Annotated in this window: 18 protein-coding genes and 1 pseudogene; all 19 read left to right on the top strand. The window is 35.8% G+C overall.

Annotated features, from left to right (window positions below):
- The first annotated feature begins 24 nt into the window (after window positions 1-24).
- The 19 genes and pseudogenes from ACVBAX_RS16165 to ACVBAX_RS16075 all read left to right on the top strand — a co-directional run bounded on the left by ACVBAX_RS16165 (window position 25) and on the right by ACVBAX_RS16075 (window position 18,101).
- Entirely contained in the window at window positions 25-702 is a 678-nt protein-coding gene (locus ACVBAX_RS16165) for a response regulator transcription factor (RefSeq protein ID WP_340905586.1), read from the top strand.
- Window positions 703-835: 133 nt separating this feature from the next.
- Window positions 836-991 (top strand): sporulation histidine kinase inhibitor Sda, encoded by a 156-nt coding sequence (gene sda / locus ACVBAX_RS16160; RefSeq protein WP_447117982.1) that lies wholly within the window; start codon window positions 836-838, stop codon window positions 989-991.
- Window positions 992-1,091: 100 nt separating this feature from the next.
- Window positions 1,092-1,928 (top strand): DegV family protein, encoded by an 837-nt coding sequence (locus tag ACVBAX_RS16155; protein ID WP_447117922.1) that lies wholly within the window; start codon window positions 1,092-1,094, stop codon window positions 1,926-1,928.
- 114 nt (window positions 1,929-2,042) lie between these two features.
- The gene (locus ACVBAX_RS16150) at window positions 2,043-3,401 is read left to right on the top strand and encodes a DEAD/DEAH box helicase (protein WP_447117921.1); all 1,359 of its coding nucleotides are present in this window, start codon (window positions 2,043-2,045) and stop codon (window positions 3,399-3,401) included.
- A 29-nt stretch (window positions 3,402-3,430) separates the two neighbouring features.
- On the top strand, window positions 3,431-4,093 hold the full coding sequence (locus tag ACVBAX_RS16145) for a ComF family protein (protein WP_447117920.1): 663 nt from the start codon (window positions 3,431-3,433) through the stop codon (window positions 4,091-4,093).
- Between the two features lie 205 nt (window positions 4,094-4,298).
- Window positions 4,299-4,721: a TIGR03826 family flagellar region protein gene (locus tag ACVBAX_RS16140; protein WP_447117919.1), complete on the top strand. Its 423-nt coding sequence runs from the start codon at window positions 4,299-4,301 to the stop codon at window positions 4,719-4,721.
- Window positions 4,722-4,845: 124 nt separating this feature from the next.
- Window positions 4,846-5,109, top strand: a complete 264-nt coding sequence (flgM, locus tag ACVBAX_RS16135; protein WP_447117918.1) for a flagellar biosynthesis anti-sigma factor FlgM — start codon at window positions 4,846-4,848, stop codon at window positions 5,107-5,109.
- 15 nt (window positions 5,110-5,124) lie between these two features.
- Window positions 5,125-5,613, top strand: a complete 489-nt coding sequence (locus ACVBAX_RS16130; RefSeq protein ID WP_447117917.1) for a flagellar protein FlgN — start codon at window positions 5,125-5,127, stop codon at window positions 5,611-5,613.
- Between the two features lie 17 nt (window positions 5,614-5,630).
- A complete protein-coding gene (gene flgK, locus ACVBAX_RS16125; protein ID WP_447117916.1) occupies window positions 5,631-7,181 on the top strand; it encodes a flagellar hook-associated protein FlgK in 1,551 nt (516 codons plus the stop codon).
- A gap of 10 nt (window positions 7,182-7,191) precedes the next feature.
- On the top strand, window positions 7,192-8,073 hold the full coding sequence (gene flgL / locus ACVBAX_RS16120) for a flagellar hook-associated protein FlgL (protein WP_447117915.1): 882 nt from the start codon (window positions 7,192-7,194) through the stop codon (window positions 8,071-8,073).
- An 80-nt stretch (window positions 8,074-8,153) separates the two neighbouring features.
- On the top strand, window positions 8,154-8,708 hold the full coding sequence (locus ACVBAX_RS16115) for a DUF6470 family protein (protein WP_447117914.1): 555 nt from the start codon (window positions 8,154-8,156) through the stop codon (window positions 8,706-8,708).
- A gap of 4 nt (window positions 8,709-8,712) precedes the next feature.
- A complete protein-coding gene (gene fliW / locus ACVBAX_RS16110; protein WP_447117913.1) occupies window positions 8,713-9,141 on the top strand; it encodes a flagellar assembly protein FliW in 429 nt (142 codons plus the stop codon).
- A gap of 5 nt (window positions 9,142-9,146) precedes the next feature.
- Window positions 9,147-9,371, top strand: a complete 225-nt coding sequence (gene csrA / locus ACVBAX_RS16105; protein ID WP_447117912.1) for a carbon storage regulator CsrA — start codon at window positions 9,147-9,149, stop codon at window positions 9,369-9,371.
- A gap of 287 nt (window positions 9,372-9,658) precedes the next feature.
- Window positions 9,659-10,494 (top strand): annotated as a pseudogene (locus ACVBAX_RS16100) (flagellin N-terminal helical domain-containing protein).
- A 141-nt stretch (window positions 10,495-10,635) separates the two neighbouring features.
- On the top strand, window positions 10,636-11,205 hold the full coding sequence (locus ACVBAX_RS16095) for a hypothetical protein (RefSeq protein WP_447117911.1): 570 nt from the start codon (window positions 10,636-10,638) through the stop codon (window positions 11,203-11,205).
- Between the two features lie 18 nt (window positions 11,206-11,223).
- A complete protein-coding gene (gene pseB, locus ACVBAX_RS16090; protein ID WP_447117910.1) occupies window positions 11,224-12,198 on the top strand; it encodes a UDP-N-acetylglucosamine 4,6-dehydratase (inverting) in 975 nt (324 codons plus the stop codon).
- Between the two features lie 29 nt (window positions 12,199-12,227).
- Window positions 12,228-15,170 (top strand): 6-hydroxymethylpterin diphosphokinase MptE-like protein, encoded by a 2,943-nt coding sequence (locus tag ACVBAX_RS16085; RefSeq protein WP_447117909.1) that lies wholly within the window; start codon window positions 12,228-12,230, stop codon window positions 15,168-15,170.
- Window positions 15,171-15,398: 228 nt separating this feature from the next.
- Window positions 15,399-16,517, top strand: a complete 1,119-nt coding sequence (locus ACVBAX_RS16080; protein ID WP_447117908.1) for a sulfotransferase domain-containing protein — start codon at window positions 15,399-15,401, stop codon at window positions 16,515-16,517.
- 60 nt (window positions 16,518-16,577) lie between these two features.
- On the top strand, window positions 16,578-18,101 hold the full coding sequence (locus tag ACVBAX_RS16075) for a glycosyltransferase (protein ID WP_447117907.1): 1,524 nt from the start codon (window positions 16,578-16,580) through the stop codon (window positions 18,099-18,101).
- Window positions 18,102-18,108: the final 7 nt, after the last annotated feature.

The following is an 18,108-nucleotide window of genomic DNA, read 5'->3' as shown; positions in this document are numbered from 1 at the left end:
ATAGGCTTAGGGAGGCTGAGAGAAATGACTACAAAGATTGCCATTATTGATGACCACCAATTATTTAGAGAAGGTGTCAAAAGAATATTAGATTTTGAAAAAACGTTCGAGGTTGTTGCTGAAGGGGAAGATGGTAACCAAGCCGTTACGATTGCAGAAGAGTATCAGCCAGACGTTATTATTATGGATATTAATATGCCTGATGTGAATGGTGTGGAAGCCACTCGACAACTGATTGAGAAATTTCCTGAATCAAAAGTCATCATTCTTTCCATTCATGATGACGAAAACTACGTAACACATGCACTTCAAACAGGTGCTAGTGGCTATCTGTTAAAGGAAATGGATGCAGATGCATTGGTAGAAGCGGTAAAGGTAGTGGCTGATGGAGGTTCTTATTTACATCCGAAAGTGACACATAATCTAGTAAGAGAATATCGTCGATTAGCTGGTGAAGGCGGTGGAGGTTATGTGGGAGCGGCAGAAATTCGTCGTCCACTTCACTTACTTACTCGCCGTGAGTGTGAAGTTCTTCAGTTGTTAACAGACGGAAAGAGTAACCGTGGAATTGGGGAAGCTTTATTTATTAGTGAAAAAACGGTTAAGAACCACGTAAGTAATATTCTTCAAAAAATGAATGTAAATGATCGTACTCAAGCGGTAGTCGAAGCCATTAAAAAGGGTTGGGTTGAGGTTCGATAAACTATATGTAGAGGGGCATCTGTCTTGGCAGGTGTCTTTTTTTGCATTTGGAAGCATTTCCAATTTTGACAAAGTAGTGAAAAACATTTTACTTCTAGGTGTTTTTGCTTATAATACTACTAAATCTAGTATAATGGATGTGTTTTCCATTAATACATCTTTGGGTATATTATCAGATGAGGATTTAGTTAACGTCTATAGCAAGGCAATAAACTATAACCTGGATACGAGATTTGTTGATCTCATTTTGGAAGAAATACTTCGTAGGGGCATAAAGGATGCGAGTTAAGATTTCCCTCATAAGCGTGTAGGTAATGCAATTTGTATAGTTTTCATATAAAATAGGCTTGAGACATATAGTAGAGAAAAACAAAGGTGGTTACTTTTATATGAAAACGGCAGTTGTAACGGATAGTACCGCGTACATCCCGAAAGACCTGCGTGACAAGCTGGATATTCATATGATTCCTTTAAGTGTGATATTTGGTACTGAGACGTATCGAGAAGAAGTAGAGATTACCGCCTCAGAGTTTTTTGGAAAGGTAAAGAATCGTGAGCTTCCAACCACTTCACAGCCACCCGTTGGTGAGTTTGTTCAGCTATTCGAACAACTATCGAAAGACTATGATTCAGTGGTCAGCATCCACCTATCAAGCGGGATCAGTGGCACCTTCCAAGGGGCAATATCAGCTGGAGAAATGGTAGAGAATATTGATGTGTTTGCATTTGACTCGGAAATTAGCTGCATGGTTCAAGGATTTTACGTATTAGAGGCAGCGCAAATGGCTCAAGAAGGTAAGGGGCCAGACGAAATCATGGCAAGACTCGAAGAAATGAAGAAAACGTTATACGCTTATTTTATGGTGGATGATTTATCCCATTTGCAACGTGGAGGAAGATTATCAAGTGCTCAAGCCTTGATCGGAAGCTTGCTGCAGGTGAAGCCACTTCTTCATTTTCAGAACAAGAAAATTGTTCCTTTTGAAAAAATTCGCACACGTAAAAAGGCGATGCGTCGAATGGTTGATTTGTTGGTAGAAGCTTCAGCTGGTGAGCAATATCGTGCAGTGATTATTCACGCCAATCGTGAGCAAGAAGCGAATGAATGGAAGAAAGAGCTTGAAGCTGAGCTTCCAAACGTTGAATTTGTGATTAGTTACTTCGGACCGGTTATCGGTACGCATTTAGGTGAAGGCTCTATGGGCCTTGGCTGGGTAAAGAAATAATTTTTTGGTTTACTGAACTTATATCTATTATTATTTGGCACCATTTCAGCGATTGCTGGAATGGTGTTTCTAGTTTTCGGGCGTTTTTTGAAAATTTTATAATGAGGTGATAATTTGAATTTGGTTGATTCCCTTCGAAATGTCCTCGCTGGTAAGCAGCTTCTTCGTGAAGAAATCCCCTTTGAGATGGTTGATTCTCCTTTAATTTCTAAAAGACCTGGAATTTTGTTTGATAAGAAAGGTCGGGCATATTGTAATCGGTGTGGCAATAGTGATAAGGAGTTACTTGCTGAGTTTCCTTGTGCTCGGTGTGGAAAGAAATGTATGTATTGCCGTGCTTGTATCATGATGGGACGTGTGAGTGAGTGTACGCCATTGTATGGATGGAGTGGTGAGTTGCCGGAGATAGAAGCTGCCCCTCTTAAGTGGAGTGGTTCACTGTCTGATGGTCAACAGGTAGCTTCGGATCGAGTGGTTGAGGCTATTTCTCATAATGAAGAGTTGCTTGTTTGGGCCGTGTGTGGTGCTGGTAAGACAGAGCTTCTTTTTAAAGGAATTGAAGTGGCTATTGCTAGTGGTAAGCGAGTGTGTATTGCTACTCCGCGTACAGATGTGGTGTTAGAACTAACTCCAAGATTACAGACCGTGTTTCCCTCTATACAAATTGCCTCTCTATACGGTGGTTCAGATGATCGCCATCAGTTTTCCCCTTTAACGATTACTACTACCCATCAGTTATTACGATTTTATCACGCGTTTGATGTGATTATTGTTGATGAGGTGGATGCATTTCCTTATTCTGTGGATCCGATGCTTCAGCATGCAGGTAGGAATGCTCGAAAGGTTGATTCGAGTTTGATTTATTTGACGGCAACTCCTAGCCAGAAGTGGCAAAGGGAATGTCGAGGCGGGAAGAGAAACTTTGTAACCATTCCTGCTCGTTTTCATCGGCATGAATTGCCTGTTCCTGAGTTTGTTTGGTGTGGCAACTGGGAGAAGGTGGTCAATAAAGGTCGGTTACCTTCAAAGTTGCAAAAGTGGATTGAACAGCGGTTGTTAGATGATACGCCAATGCTAGTATTTGTCCCAACTGTTGCGTGGATGGCTAAGATATTGCCATTGTTACAAATATTTAATGACAGTATTGAGTCGGTGCATGCTGAGGATCCTGACAGAAAAGAAAAGGTACTAAAGATGAGAAAGAAAGAGATTCCGTTACTTGTAACGACAACCATTCTTGAAAGGGGAGTGACCTTTCCTGGTCTAGATGTAGCGGTTCTTGGTGCTGAGGATCGGATTTTTACAGAGTCGGCACTTGTTCAAATTGCGGGAAGGGTCGGAAGAAGTGCAGATAAACCGTATGGAAGTGTGAACTTTTTTCATAATGGAAGGACTCAGGCAATGGAAAAGGCAAAAGACCAGGTCGTTTCAATGAATAGAGAAGCTCAAGTGAAGGGGCTGATTGACGAGTGAGATGCCTTTATTGTGGAGAAGGAATCCTTTTGGCCATCGGTTGGGGAAATTTGCTTTCTAGGGAAGAAGAGGTTTTGTTATGTGACCAATGTACAATACAGCTTGTCCCTATTACAGGAGAATGTTGTGCTCGTTGTAATAGACCTTTTGAAGGTTTGGCTGAGGAATTTCGTAAAGGTGAGTTTTGTTACGACTGTGTTCGCTGGGAGGAAGATAAAGAGTGGAAAGGTATCCTAGAACATAACATATCTCTTTATGTTTACAATGACTTTCTAAAAGGAGTTATAAGTCGATATAAATTTCGTGGAGACTATGTGCTTTCGAAACTTCTTTGTAAAGGTCTAAAAAAAGTGAGTAATGAGTACGATTTGTTAGTCCCAATACCATTGAGTAATGAGCGTTTATATGAACGAGGATTTAATCAAGCGGAAGCATTAATTTTGGAGGCTGGATTTTCACCAACATTTGTTTTAAAACGTACTCATTCAGAAAAACAATCGAAAAAGTCTCGTGAAGAAAGGATCCACCTCTCAAATGTCTTCAAAATTGCTAGTGAGGAAGAAATTGTTGGTAAGAAAGTGTTGTTAGTTGACGATATATATACTACAGGTTCTACGCTATTGCACGCAGGGAGACTTTTGAAAAGGCAAGGAGCATTATCGGTTTCATCCTTTACGGTAGCGAGAGGTTAGTGACACGATTCAACAAAACGCAGCAGTTGTAAAATTCAATCAAACGTTTGATTGAATTTACCTCACTCTTAGAGCCCCAAGGAATAAACCCACTTCAATCATACGACCGATTGAATACATTTACTTCCAAATAATTTTCATATCCTTACACAAATCGACAAGCTATAATGAGTCTATCGACTTATTTCAAAAAGGGGAAAAAGAAATGTCTCAAATAGAAACTTGCCCTAGCTGTGGGGATATTTATGTAAAAAATCAATTTCGTGATGTATGTCAAAATTGCTGGAAGGAAGAAGAGAAGGCTTACGATGAAGTGTCCAAATTTATGAGAAGACGTGAAAATAGAGCCGCAACGATGTTGCAGGTCGTAGAAGCTGTAGGAATTGAAGAAGAACTTCTGTTAAAATTCATCCGTACCGGACGTCTGAAGGTTACTCAATTTCCTAATCTAGGCTATCCTTGTGATAAATGCGGGACTATTATACGTGGTGGGAAACTTTGTGAGCCTTGTGCACTAGAGATAAAAAAAGACCTAGAGCAACACGAACAAGAAGAGACTTTTAGAGAAGAACTACGCAAACGAGAAAAACAAGCCACATACTTTACAACAAATAAGACTATGAGGTAAATAGGATAAACTACCTATATATTAGTTATTTTGATACATTTTTTAAATTAATGCTAAAATAACCTTCAAAATGTCCGATAATACTAGTAGAAGTTGGAACGGACTTTGAAGGAGATGGATATACATGAAAATCAACAACATTGGTACAACAGGAATTAATCCATATAAAAAAGCAATTAACAAACTTGATAAAGTCAATAACACAACAACTGCTAAAGCGGATAAGGTTGAGATTTCTTCAGCAGCAAAAGAAATGCAGCAGATTTCTCAAGTGGATGTTGCTCGTCAAAAGAAGGTTGAAGAGCTGAAGCACAGTGTTCAAAACGGAACATACAAGCCAAACGCAACTGCAACTGCATCTAGTATCATTAACTACTTTAAAATATAGAGAGGAGGGGCTCTGATGTCCGCTGATCAATTAGTAACCGTCATGGAAAGGCTAGTTGACCTGCATAGCAGCTTGCTTGAAAAAGCCTACCAGAAGACGACAGTTATTGAAAAAGGGGACATTGATGCCCTGAACACTCTCATTAAAGAAGAGCAAAAGCTTTTACCAACCATAAATAAATTTGAACAAGTAAGACAGCAGGTTGTGAGAAATTTTCTCACTCCTTTTCATGTAGAGGAAGAGAGCTTTACGATTTCTACTTGTTTAACATATATAGATGTTTCAAAAAAGGACAAACTTGCTGATTTGCGTGAGGAGCTCTTAGAAGTTGCGCAGAAACTTCAAAAGCAAAATGAGTTAAATTCAGAGCTCGTCAAACAATCACTACAATTTGTCCAAATGTCATTAGACATGTTTTACCCAAAAACACCTGAATTCAATTATGGACCACCTAAACAGTCCGGACCGTCCACATCGAATTCCCTTTTCAATCGAAAAGTCTAAAAAACGGAGGCGCGAACATGAGATCAACATTTATGGGATTAGAAACAGCCCGTAGAGGTATGTTTACACAACAGAGTGCTCTAAACACGACAGGTCATAATATCGCGAATGCAAGCACACCAGGATATACAAGGCAACGTGTAAACTTCACACAAACAGAACCTTATCCGAATGTGGGCCTAAATAAGCCTCAGCTTCCAGGTCAAATGGGAACGGGTGTAGAGGCTGGTTCGGTTCAACGAGTGAGAGAAAGCTTCCTTGATGTGCAATACCGAGCGGAGAATAATAAGTTAGGATACTGGGAAGCTCGTGCAGAGTCTTATACGAAGATGGAAGAAATCATGAACGAACCTTCTGATAGTGGACTTTCTACAACAATGGACCAGTTTTGGCAATCACTACAGGACTTAGCAGTTAATCCGAGTAACCCTGGAGCACGTTCAGTGGTGAGACAACGTGCAGTGGCAGTAACTGAAACATTTAACTATCTAGCGAGCTCATTAAATAGCATTCGTATAGACTTGAAAAATGAAATTACAGTTACTGAGAAAGAGATTAACTCTCTATCTGAGCAAATTAATAATATTAATAATCAGATTGCTAGTGTAGAGCCACATGGTTTGTTACCCAATGATTTATACGATGAGCGTGATCGTTTGGTTGATCAGTTATCGTCACTTGTGAATATTAAAGTGGATTACACGTCAAGTGGTGGAAATGCATCTACTCTGGCTGAAGGTAAAGTGAATATTACTATACTAGATGCAAATGGTGCTAGTTTGGGTCAGCTAGTAAATGGGACAGGCTTTAATAGGCTCACAGTTAATTTTAACGGTACCGATGAATCGGTGAAAACGGTACAACTCGGATCCACACAGGTGGATTTTCAGGCATTCAGTTCAACTGGAAAACTAAAAGCGATTGTTGAGTCCTATGGTTATCAAACCTCCTCAGGTGAAGTAACAGGAGTTTATCCGGATATGCTAGCAGAATTAGACAATATGGCTTACATGTTTGCTTATCAGTTCAATCTTCAGCATGAGGCTGGCGCTACGCCAAACCAGATTAACGGATCTATTACTGATGATACCCCTGCTTTCTTTTCAGATACACTAAATGGAGAGGTAGATATTGCTAATAAAAAAGGCATGGCTTCTCGTTTGCAAGTATCAGATGAGATCATGGAAAGTCTAGACAATATTGCAACAGCTAGTAAAGATAATCCAACAATGGGTGACGCTACAAATATTTCAGCACTTGCTGAGATCATTAATAAACCTTTTAAATATGGTAACAATACCGAATCAAGTTTCCGTAACTATTATGAAGTTTTAGTTGGTGGAATGGCAGTTGATTCTCAAGAAGCAACGAGACTTTCTACAAATAGTGGTACACTTCGTCAAGCTGTTGAGGAAAGAAGAATGTCTGTAAGCTCTGTTTCGCTCGATGAAGAAATGACAAATATGATTCAGTTTCAGCATGCTTATAATGCTTCAGCAAGAATGATCTCATTACAGGATGAGTTGCTAGATAAAATTATTAACGGTATGGGAACAGTCGGAAGGTAGGTGGATAAGTATGCGAGTAACACAAGGAATGCTAGCTTCTAATTCTCTAAGGAATTTGAGTAATAGTTATACACAAATGGGGAAGTTCCAGGATCAACTCTCTACGGGGAAGAAGATTACAAAGCCTTCGGATGACCCGGTTGTTGCCATGAAGGGGATGTACTATCGCTCAAATCTAACTGAGGTAGAACAATATAAAAGAAATCTCTCAGAGTCCTATCTCTGGATGGAGAATTCAGAAGCTGGCGTAGAACATGTTAATGAAGCTTTGCAACGTGTTCGAGAACTTACTATTCAAGGGTCAAATGGTACTCTTTCTGAAACTGATAAGCAAGCAATTGCTAGAGAAGTTGATCAGATTAAGCAAGATATTATGAATGTAGCCAATACTCAGGTAGCCGGTCGTTATATATTTAACGGAACGAATACCACTAATCCACCAGTAGCTGAAGGTGGTGATAATGCTCCACAAGTTACGCTAAATACCAATGACTATATGATAGAGGTGTCTAGAGGAGTTTCGTTGAAAGCCAATACGAATCCTAGTAACGTTTTTAGTCAAGAAATGTTTAACACATTACACGAAATACAAAAAACACTTGAAGGATCAGGTGCCGGAAATCTAGATTCTCTTTTAAGTGATTTAGATAAGCAAATGGATACTTTATCAGCTGAGCGCTCAGAACTTGGGGCACGATACAACCGACTTGAGATGGTAGAAGCACGTATTGATCAACAGGAGGTCATTGCCACAAGGATTTTATCGGATAATGAGGATGCAGATATTGAGCGAGTCATTATGGATCTTACCACACAAGAAAGTGTTCATCGTGCTGCACTAAGTGTGGGTGCAAAAATTATTCAACCAACATTAATGGATTTTCTAAGATAAATGGTAAGGTAACGAGACCTTAAGTTTTTGGCTGACCTGCTATGTATAGGTTGGTCTTTTTTTGATAGGAGGAAGGTAGTGTGAACATTCCACAAATACGTATCCATTCTAAGCCTTCTCAAATTGAGATATCTAGTACACGAAGTGAACTTTCAATAGAGCAGCACCGAGGTCAACTGTATTTGGAACAACCCCAAGCAGACTTGAATATTACCAGAATTCCGGGGAAACTAACGATAGACCAGACACAAGCAAGAGCCGATGTGGATTTAAAATCAGCAAGGCGACGTATTGAAGAAGGGGCAGAACTAGGAAAACAGGATGTACTAGCAGGAATTGCGAGACGGATTAGAGAGGGAGAGGAGCTCATGCGAATTGAAAATGGTTTTGGGGCGATTGCCTCAATTGTAAAACGGAATAGTCAATCGATCAAGGAGTTCGGATTGGGTTATATTCCTAAAACTGGATCTGTACAGATTTCTTATGATCCCGGTAAGGTTCAAATCGAAGTTTTATCTAACTCACCACGAGTGAATTATCAAGTAAACAAGCCTAGTATTAGCTTCGTGCCAAGTGAGGTCAAAGTGAACCTCAAGCAACATGCTTCTCTTGAAATAGACTTTGTAAAGGAATGATGGAATGAAAGTGCTAACGAAATACCATGGGGAAATTGAAGTATTAAAGGAAAAGATGATTTATTTCCAAACTGGGATTCCAGGTTTTCCGAATGAGACTGAGTTTGTCATTTTACCATTAGAAGACAATGATTCTTTTCAAATTTTGCAGTCGCTAAAAACACCTAGCTTGGGATTTGTTGTAATTAACCCTTTCCACTTTTTTTCTGAATATGACTTTATATTAGAAAATCAACATGTAGATATACTGTCAATCGAGCATGCGGAAGATGTATTAGTGTTTAGTATCCTAACTGTCCAAGAGCCATTTGATAAGACAACAGCTAATTTACAAGCACCCGTAATTATAAATACCAAAAATCATCATGCTAAACAAGTAATCCTCGATTATGGAAATTACACTACTCGACATAGAATTTTTGAAAAGAGGTGACATAGATGCTCGTACTGACAAGAAAAGCAGGAGAATCTATAAAGATAGGTGAAGATATCGAAATTACTATTCTCTCCACTAAAAACGATCAGATCAGAATCGGCATCAATGCACCGAAGAAACTAGAGATATACAGAAAAGAATTACTCGAGCAAATACTTGTTGAAAATGTACAAGCAGCTACAGTTAAAGGTGATTTGATCAGCTTTCTAAAAAATAAGAAGCCCTAACAGCTAAAAGGAGTAATAAAGAGCATATAAAACCACCTCTTTTGTAAAGATAAATTCTATATGCAAAAGAGGTGGTTTTTTATGGTTAACTCATTTAGTACAATTTCATACAAATTTTTCTATTAAAAATTTTGTATAATAACTATTAAACTTTTAGATAATCTTCCGATAATAATAATGTAAGGGAGGGAAATAATAGGGCGGCCGACCTAGAGATCTCCCTCCTTAGTAAATGAGAGTGGTTCACAAGGACGTGAATCCAAACACATTCAGGGAGGAATAATAAAATGAGAATCAATCACAATATCGCAGCTCTTAACACTTACAATAAGTTGAATGCTGCTTCCAATTCACAATCTAAATCAATGGAAAAGTTATCTTCTGGTCTTCGTATTAACAAAGCTGGGGACGATGCTGCTGGACTAGCAATCTCTGAAAAAATGCGTGGTCAGGTTCGTGGTTTAGATCAAGCTTCACGTAACTCACAAGACGGTATTTCACTAATTCAAACTGCTGAAGGTGCATTAAACGAAACACACGAAATTTTACAACGTATGCGTGAATTAGCAGTACAATCAAGTAACGATACTAATACAACTGACGATCGTGGACAAATCCAAAAAGAAGTAGATGAATTAGCAAAAGAAATCACACGTATCTCTAGTCAAACCGAATTCAATACAATGAAGTTATTAGATGGATCTCGTAAGACAGGATCTGGAGTAACAAATGCAGCAGATCTAACATTCCAAATCGGTGCAAACAATGGTCAAACAATGACTTTAAGTATTGCTGCTATGGATGCTGCTTCACTTAAAGNATCGACGTATCAACAAATGCGGCTAAGGCTACTGCTGCAATCAAGGTAATTGACGATGCAATTAAGTTAGTTTCAGATGAGCGTTCTAAGCTAGGTGCTAACCAAAACCGTCTAGAGCACACTATCAACAACTTAAACACATCTTCAGAAAACTTAACAGCTGCAGAATCTCGTGTTCGTGACGTTGATATGGCTAAAGAAATGATGTCACAAACAAAGAATTCTATTCTTTCTCAAGCAGCTCAAGCGATGTTGGCTCAAGCAAACCAACAACCTCAAGGTGTTCTTCAACTACTACGTTAATATATTTAAAAGGAAAGTCCTGCGTTTTGCAGGATTTTTTTCTTTTTTAAAAGGGTTTCTTAGCTAATTACGTTTAAGTGCTCCTAAAATAATTTGATGACTTACCGATATAATATATAACTAGAAATGGAGTGAAGAATAATGCAAATATATATTAATGATAAAGTTTTCTTAATCGAACATTTTAAGGTAGATAAACTGGAAATAATATTGAATGAAGAATTAGGGAATGGGGAAAATGTAGTTAGTTCATATATTGTTGATGGAGTGGAATACTTCGATTTAGAAACGCTAATAGAGAGCGTTGATATTGACAAAATAAAGGTGCTTAAAGCAATTATTAAAACTAAGGAAGAGGTTAAAAATGAGGTTATTATTGGTATCCATGAATATATCGCAAATGCCATTCCGAAAGTAGATGCTCTTGCTCAGGCTTTTTATAGTAACGATGGGGACCCTTTATTAGTGTTAGAATTGTTTGATAGCCTTAATTGGATATGTAGTGTTATTTCAAACTTTGAATTACCAAACTCATTACAGTCTATGCTAAAAATTAATAAGTTGTTACCAGACTTTGAAGACACATTTGTACAAAGAGATCAATTTGCTATTGGTGATTTGCTAAGCTATGAAGTCATTCCTGAATTGAAAAATATAGAGCAAGAACTTTCTCTTTATTTAAGAATCATCAATTATAAAAATAATGAGTAGAAATGGGGCTAATTATGTATGGGATATATAGATAATAAAGTAGTCCTAGTTACAGGTGGAACAGGTTCCTTTGGTAGGAAGTTTATAGATAATGTACTTAAAACGAATGTAAAAAAAATAATTGTATTTAGCAGAGATGAGTTAAAACAATTTGAGATGGCTCGAGAGTATAGAGATTCAAGATTAAGGTTTTTCATAGGTGATGTACGTGACAAGGATAGACTTTATAGAGCATTTGATGGTGTAAATATTATAGTTCATGCAGCGGCAATGAAGCATGTAGAAGCTTGTGAATATAATCCATTTGAGGCTGTAAAAACAAATATTTATGGTGCTCAAAACATTATTGAAGCTGCAATTGACTGTGGAGTAGAGCGAATTATCGCTTTAAGTACGGATAAGGCTGCTGCCCCCATTAATCTTTATGGAGCGACTAAACTAGCTTCAGATAAATTATTTATTGCCGCAAATTCTTATGTAGGAGGAAAGCAAACAAGATTCTCTGTAGTAAGATATGGGAACGTGGTTGGTAGTAGAGGAAGTGTAATTCCATATTTTAAGCAAGTTATTAAGACTTCAACCAAAATACCCATCACAGATGAAAGGATGACACGTTTTTGGATTACCTTAGATAAGGGTGTTGACTTTGTGCTAGATTCGTTAGAAAGAATGTGTGGTGGTGAAATATTTGTTCCAAAAATCCCGAGTATGAAAATTACAGACTTAGCAAAAGCAATTGCTCCTGATGTTGAACAGGAAGTGATCGGAATAAGACCTGGAGAGAAGCTCCATGAAGTGATGATTACAAAGGACGATGCAAGACGTACACTAGAGTTTTCGGATTACTATGTGATAACACCTCAATTTCCATGGTGGGGAAATAAACTGACTGGTGGAGAAAGAATTCCAGAAGATTTTGTTTATTCGAGTGAGACAAATGAAGAATGGGTTACAGTAGAGGAATTGAAACAATTAATTGAAAAACTCAATTAACCTAATCTTGAAATGTGGTGAAGTTATTTATGTTTGAAAGGAATCTAATATGGCTTTCAAGAAAATTTTCTATTGATACAGACTTAATGAGAGAATTTAAGGGAAGCCATGAACAAGATAGTTATGTACTTATTTCTACCAAAATAGATAAACCTAGTATTCAAATTAACAAGGATACTAAAAGAACACTGATACATAGTAAATATGATCCTTTAAAAGAAGCAGAAATGATTATTAATCAATACAAGGATCAAATTCTAATAAAAGATAATATTTTATTTTACGGTATCGGATTAGGTTATCATATAGAAATTTTTCTGAAAAATTTTCCTAACAAAAAGGTCTATCTATATGAACCAGACCCGTTCATTTTTAATTGCTTTATTGAGGCTCAGTCTTTAACCGAAAATCTAAAAGGTAGTATTGAAGATATTTATATAGAAACAGGTACAGGATCTTCCATTCAATTTTTAAACTCTGTAAATAATACTACAAAAGGGGACTTATTACTTATTGTGTTCCCATCTTACGAAAGACATTTTCCAGAGAAGACAAAGAATTTTCTTGAAGCCTTCAAAGAGTCATTTGATTTAATAACAACTAACTATTATACACATATGGTTTACTCAAAACGCTGGATAATAAATTGTTTAAAAAATGTACCAGAAACGTTAAATAGTCCGAATGTATTTGAAAAAAGTCATTTATTTAACGGAAAGCCAGTTGTTATTGTCTCTGCAGGTCCATCACTTTATGATGATCTTGAGAAATTGAAAAAAATAAAAGAATTAGGTCTTGCTTATATATTCGCTGCTGGATCAGCTAATAAGTCCCTTTTACATTTTGGGATAACTCCAGATGCAGTAATTACTTATGATCCACAAGCTCATAATGTAAATGTTTTTCAAGAACTTATCGAATCAGGTAGAACGGATATTCCAATGATTTACGGGACTTCAGTTGGATTTGAGACATTGCTTCAGTTCAAGGGACCCAAATTACACATACAAACATCTGTTGACACTGTAAGTTCAAATTATCAGGAAAGTGAACCTGAAATTATTATAAACGATTCAATGACTGTTGCCCATTTTGCATTACAAATTGCCCATCAACTTGGGGGAGAACCAATTATTCTTGCCGGACAAAACCTTGCATTTAGAGAAAATAGATATTATTCAGAAGGGGTTAAGTATGGAGAGTGGACTGGTGAAGCCCGTGAAGAGCGAGAAAAAAGAACTTTACTCGAAACTATAGATGTAAATGGAAATATTATAATTACAAACTACCAACTGAATCAAATGCGCCAAACTATTGAGCAGTACATAAAGAGTATTTCTACAGAAGTAATAAACACAACAAAAAATGGTGCTGCCATAAATGGGGCACGATTTGTTCCTCTCGAGAAAATAATTAAGGATAAATTGATTGGAAAAGTAACAGTGGAAAATTGGTGGGAATCAGTTGTTACAATTGATCCCCGATTAGTATTAATAAAAGTGGATGAAATGGAACAATCAATACGTAAATTGTTTAAGTCATATACAAGTTTAAGAGCGGTATTAACTGACATGTATAAGATAATTAACCATCTAACAGACGAAAAAATTACCGAACAATCTCATTCAATAATCGTTAAGTTGAATAACATTTTTAGGGATATACTAGCCAACACTTTTTATAAAAGCTGTATACAATTCATAATGAAAAATGAATATGATCAGCTCAATAGAAAAATTGAGGTTGTTAATAAGGAAGTAAATGTGAAAAGTAAGCTAAAAAGAGTAATTAATATTTTCGGTGTGTATTTAGAACAGGTTCGGCTGATAAGTGAGGAGATGAGTGTTCATCTTCAATTGGGCTTACATCGTAGCTTGAAAAATAAATATAGTAACTGGAAATATGAACAGTTAGATTATTGCTTCCTAGAAGGTGATTGGGAAAAGAAGAAAAATGAATTCGACGATTTTAATTTTACAGACGGTTATGAAAAGAAAATCATTTATGATATTGGTTTTTTAGGAAAAGGTGCAGGAAGCAACATTAAATTCAAATTTAAAGGAACAGGAATACGAATTATTGCATCAGTTCACCCCTTTAGTAACAATTATATTCAAATAAAAATAGATAACGAAGAGCAGATATTTTCAACAAAAGTAACAGACATATATCATGAGTATTCTGCAAATATACAGCAAACGGTGTTTGTTTCCGGAAACCTTGAAGAAAAAGTTCACGATGTTGAAATTAGATTAATGGATGATAGTCCTTTTGCTATCGAAGGAATAGAAATAAATAAAGTTGGACGAATCCTGCATCCTGATGAAGTGACAACTGTTAGTGAATTACAAGTCGGAAAGCGTATTAGATGTCACTATATAGCTGGTCAAAATGAAGCAGGTACATTTAGCAATATTGGAAAGGAAAGTTCAAGCTTTATTCCAGTTGATTCTGAAGCCAAACCAAATGGGGACTTTTATTTTATTATGGTTGATGAAATAGACGGGAAAAAGATACTAGTTGCAGATCGTAATATACAACATAGTATTTCATGGGATCAATTACATAAACAGGGGTATATTTTTGGAAAAAATGTTTCTTTAGGTAACCATATTTCCAAAATTAGATCATTAATGGGCGGTATTGGATTCATTGATAATAATCAAGAACTTAGTATGGAGGATCAAGGATTAGGTGCATTCCCAATAGATAATGAATGGGATAAATATATTTACTTAGGTACTGTTGTTACTTTATCTAATTGGAATATAACGGAGGCTTGTCCACAATCATGGTGTCAAGAAATACCAGTGATAGGACTTATTCACCCATATAGCGGAGAAGTGCTATCGGGAACACATGAAATAAAACGAGTGTTTAGAACAAAAATGAATAATGGTGCTGGTTTAAGTTATAATATCAGCTCACAGAGTGTTATATATAGAGGGTTTAGGCCAGTTTTAGAACTATGAGAAGGTGTGTAAGTTTATGAATGCAACCATCAACTATTAAACCGAATTGTATGAATTTTCCTTTAAGTCATGAAAGTGAAGATGCTACTGAAGTAATGTATAAAAATCAAGTAGACAATTAACTAAATTAATAAGCATTATACCAAGGTGTCCTTAGAAACTGGATTACATATTTAGATAGTAGGTATTCAGTGAACCCTTACTAGTTAGTAGAGGAATGATTTTGAAATGAATGATTTAAGAAAGAATATTGTGTGCGTTTTAGGGATGCATAGGAGTGGCACCTCTGCACTTACTAGATGCATTAATTTATTGGGAGTGAATATTGGAAAATCGAAAGAACTTTTGATACCTAGGGAAGATAATCCTCTTGGATTTTGGGAAAATACTCAAATAACAAGTATAAATGATGAGATATTACAGAGTTTTTATTCGAGTTGGGATCAGTTATTACCTTTGACTGAGGGGATGTGGGGAATAGCTGGTATAGAAAAATATAAAAACAAAGCAACTGATATTTTAAGCAATCTACTAGGTAATAACGAGTCTTTGTTAATAAAAGATCCGAGAACCTCTGTTACATTACCTTTATGGTTAAGGATATTCGAAGAGAAGGAGTTGAATGATCACTATTTAATAAGTATTAGAAATCCTATTGATGTATTTTATTCATTACAAAAAAGAGACAAAATTTCATTAGAAAAGGCTTTGTACTTATGGACATTATATAATTTACATATCTTGTATTGGACAAAAGGTAAGAGGAGAATATTCATTTCCTATGATAACTTATTAGAAAAAACAAGTGATACAATAGACAAAATATCAGGTTTCTTAAATATTAGTCAAAAAAAATTACAGAAATACTCAGAAGTTTACTCTTTTTTAAAGCCTAACCTCCGACATAGCAAGTCTAATTTGGAGACATTAAACCAGATTCAATGCATAAGCGATGTGACAAAAAAGCTCTATTCAATACTTTTAAATGCCGAAAATGATATTTCAAGCTTAGAAAAAATAGGAACGATTAGATTTATTGAAGATCAATATTATCAGTTCGTAAAATCGCCAATTTTAATATGGGGAGCCAGCAAAGGTGGGGTTATGGTTCATAAAAAGCTAAAGGAAAGAGGAATTATGGTTAATGGTTTCTTGGACTCTAATTCTTTAAAATGGGATGAAAATTTATTAGGTTTACCCATTTATAGTCCCAATATACTAAAAGAGAATCTAAATATATGGACTATGCCAATTGTGGTAATTGGTTCTAGCTATAAAGAACAAATCATAACCGAATTAAAGAAAAATAACTATTCGGAAATTAAGGTTTTTACGAATTTACTATAACAAGTTTAACTCAAAATAAGTTAATTAAGATACTTAATTAATTTACAGGAGGTGAGTTTAATGAGGGTAATCCTTTTCGGAACTGGACAAGGCGCAGAAATTGTATACAAAAGTATAGATAAAAAGAAAGTATCTATTGTGTGTTTCCTAGACAATAATAAGAAAAAACAGGGAACACAAATACATGGGTATAATATTGATATACCGGAAGAAGTTAACAAGTACCCATATGATTATATAATCATTGCTAGTCAATACGTTAAGGAAATAAAAGGTCAACTCTTATCTCTTGACATTAATGAAAATAAGATTATAGCCTTTTTCGATATTTATAATAGCAATTCTTATCAGAAGTTCAATCAGTATCTAGATGAGGGGCTATTTGATATTAAGAGTATTATTAAAATTTATTTCCCTAATATTTCGCATTTCGTTAAGAGAAGTTTCGTTATTAATAATCAAAATCCTAATCAGCTAATATTTAATCACTTGTACGGTGGGGGTACCCAAGTATATCAAGATAAATATATAAAATCTATCTTAAAATCAACGAATGTTATCTTAGCCCATGTGATATTCAACCATCTGGTATTAGTTTATAAAGATTATGAACATAAAGAGGTTCAATGCATATATATAAAATTGTGTGAATTAAATCAAAAAGAGTTTAATGATTATTTACATAGAATTGGGATTAGTTTAATTTATATAAACCAGTTTGTCTCCTTTCCGGTTGAAATAATTATTCGCCTAATTAAAGACTCTGGCGTTCCATATATCTTCTTTTTACACGATTACTTTTGTGTTTGTCCTAGCTACAATTTAATAAATTCCAGTGGGGTCTATTGTGAGGCCGAAAATAATGAAGACTTGTGTCAAAAATGTATTAGATCAAACTTAATTACCGAGGAAGCTATTCGATTAGATAGAAATGCTATTCATATTGGTAACTGGAGGACAAATTTTCACGAATTCCTAAAAAAGGCAAGTGGGATTTTTGCCCCTAGTGAGAGTACAAAAAAAATTTTATTAAGTTATTACCCAGACATAAATATTAATGTTATTGAGCATCAGTTAGATTTAGATGTGAAGAAGACATTTAACCCGGCATTCATCTATGAGGAATATCTGAATGTTGCGTTTTTGGGGAATATAAATAATATAAAAGGATCAAAGATTATATATGAGTTGAAGGATTTAATAAAAAGAGATAATACACCTATAAAATTGAAAGTTATTGGAACCACCGAAGTTCATAACAGATATTTTCTTTCAGAAGATGAGATATTAGAAGTACATGGTCCGTATGATAGAGAGATAATAAGTGAATTATTAGAGAAAAAAAAGGTAAGTATTGTTATTATCCCAACGCTTAGCCCTGAAACTTATAATTATACTACTAGTGAGGCTATGGAATCGGGCTATCCTGTAATTACATTCAGTATTGGTGCTCCGGCAGAGCGTGTATTGCGAACTGGTGGAGGATGGGTTATAAAACAAAGAGATGCTGAATCTATCTACAGATTGTTACGTGATTTATCAAAAGATAGAGATAGTATTTTACAAAAGAGCAAGTGTTTATAAAAAATGA

The sequence above is a fragment of the Robertmurraya sp. GLU-23 genome (assembly GCF_052983275.1).
Note: the sequence above shows the minus strand (reverse complement) of the source record. Positions and strands in the feature narration are given on the sequence as shown.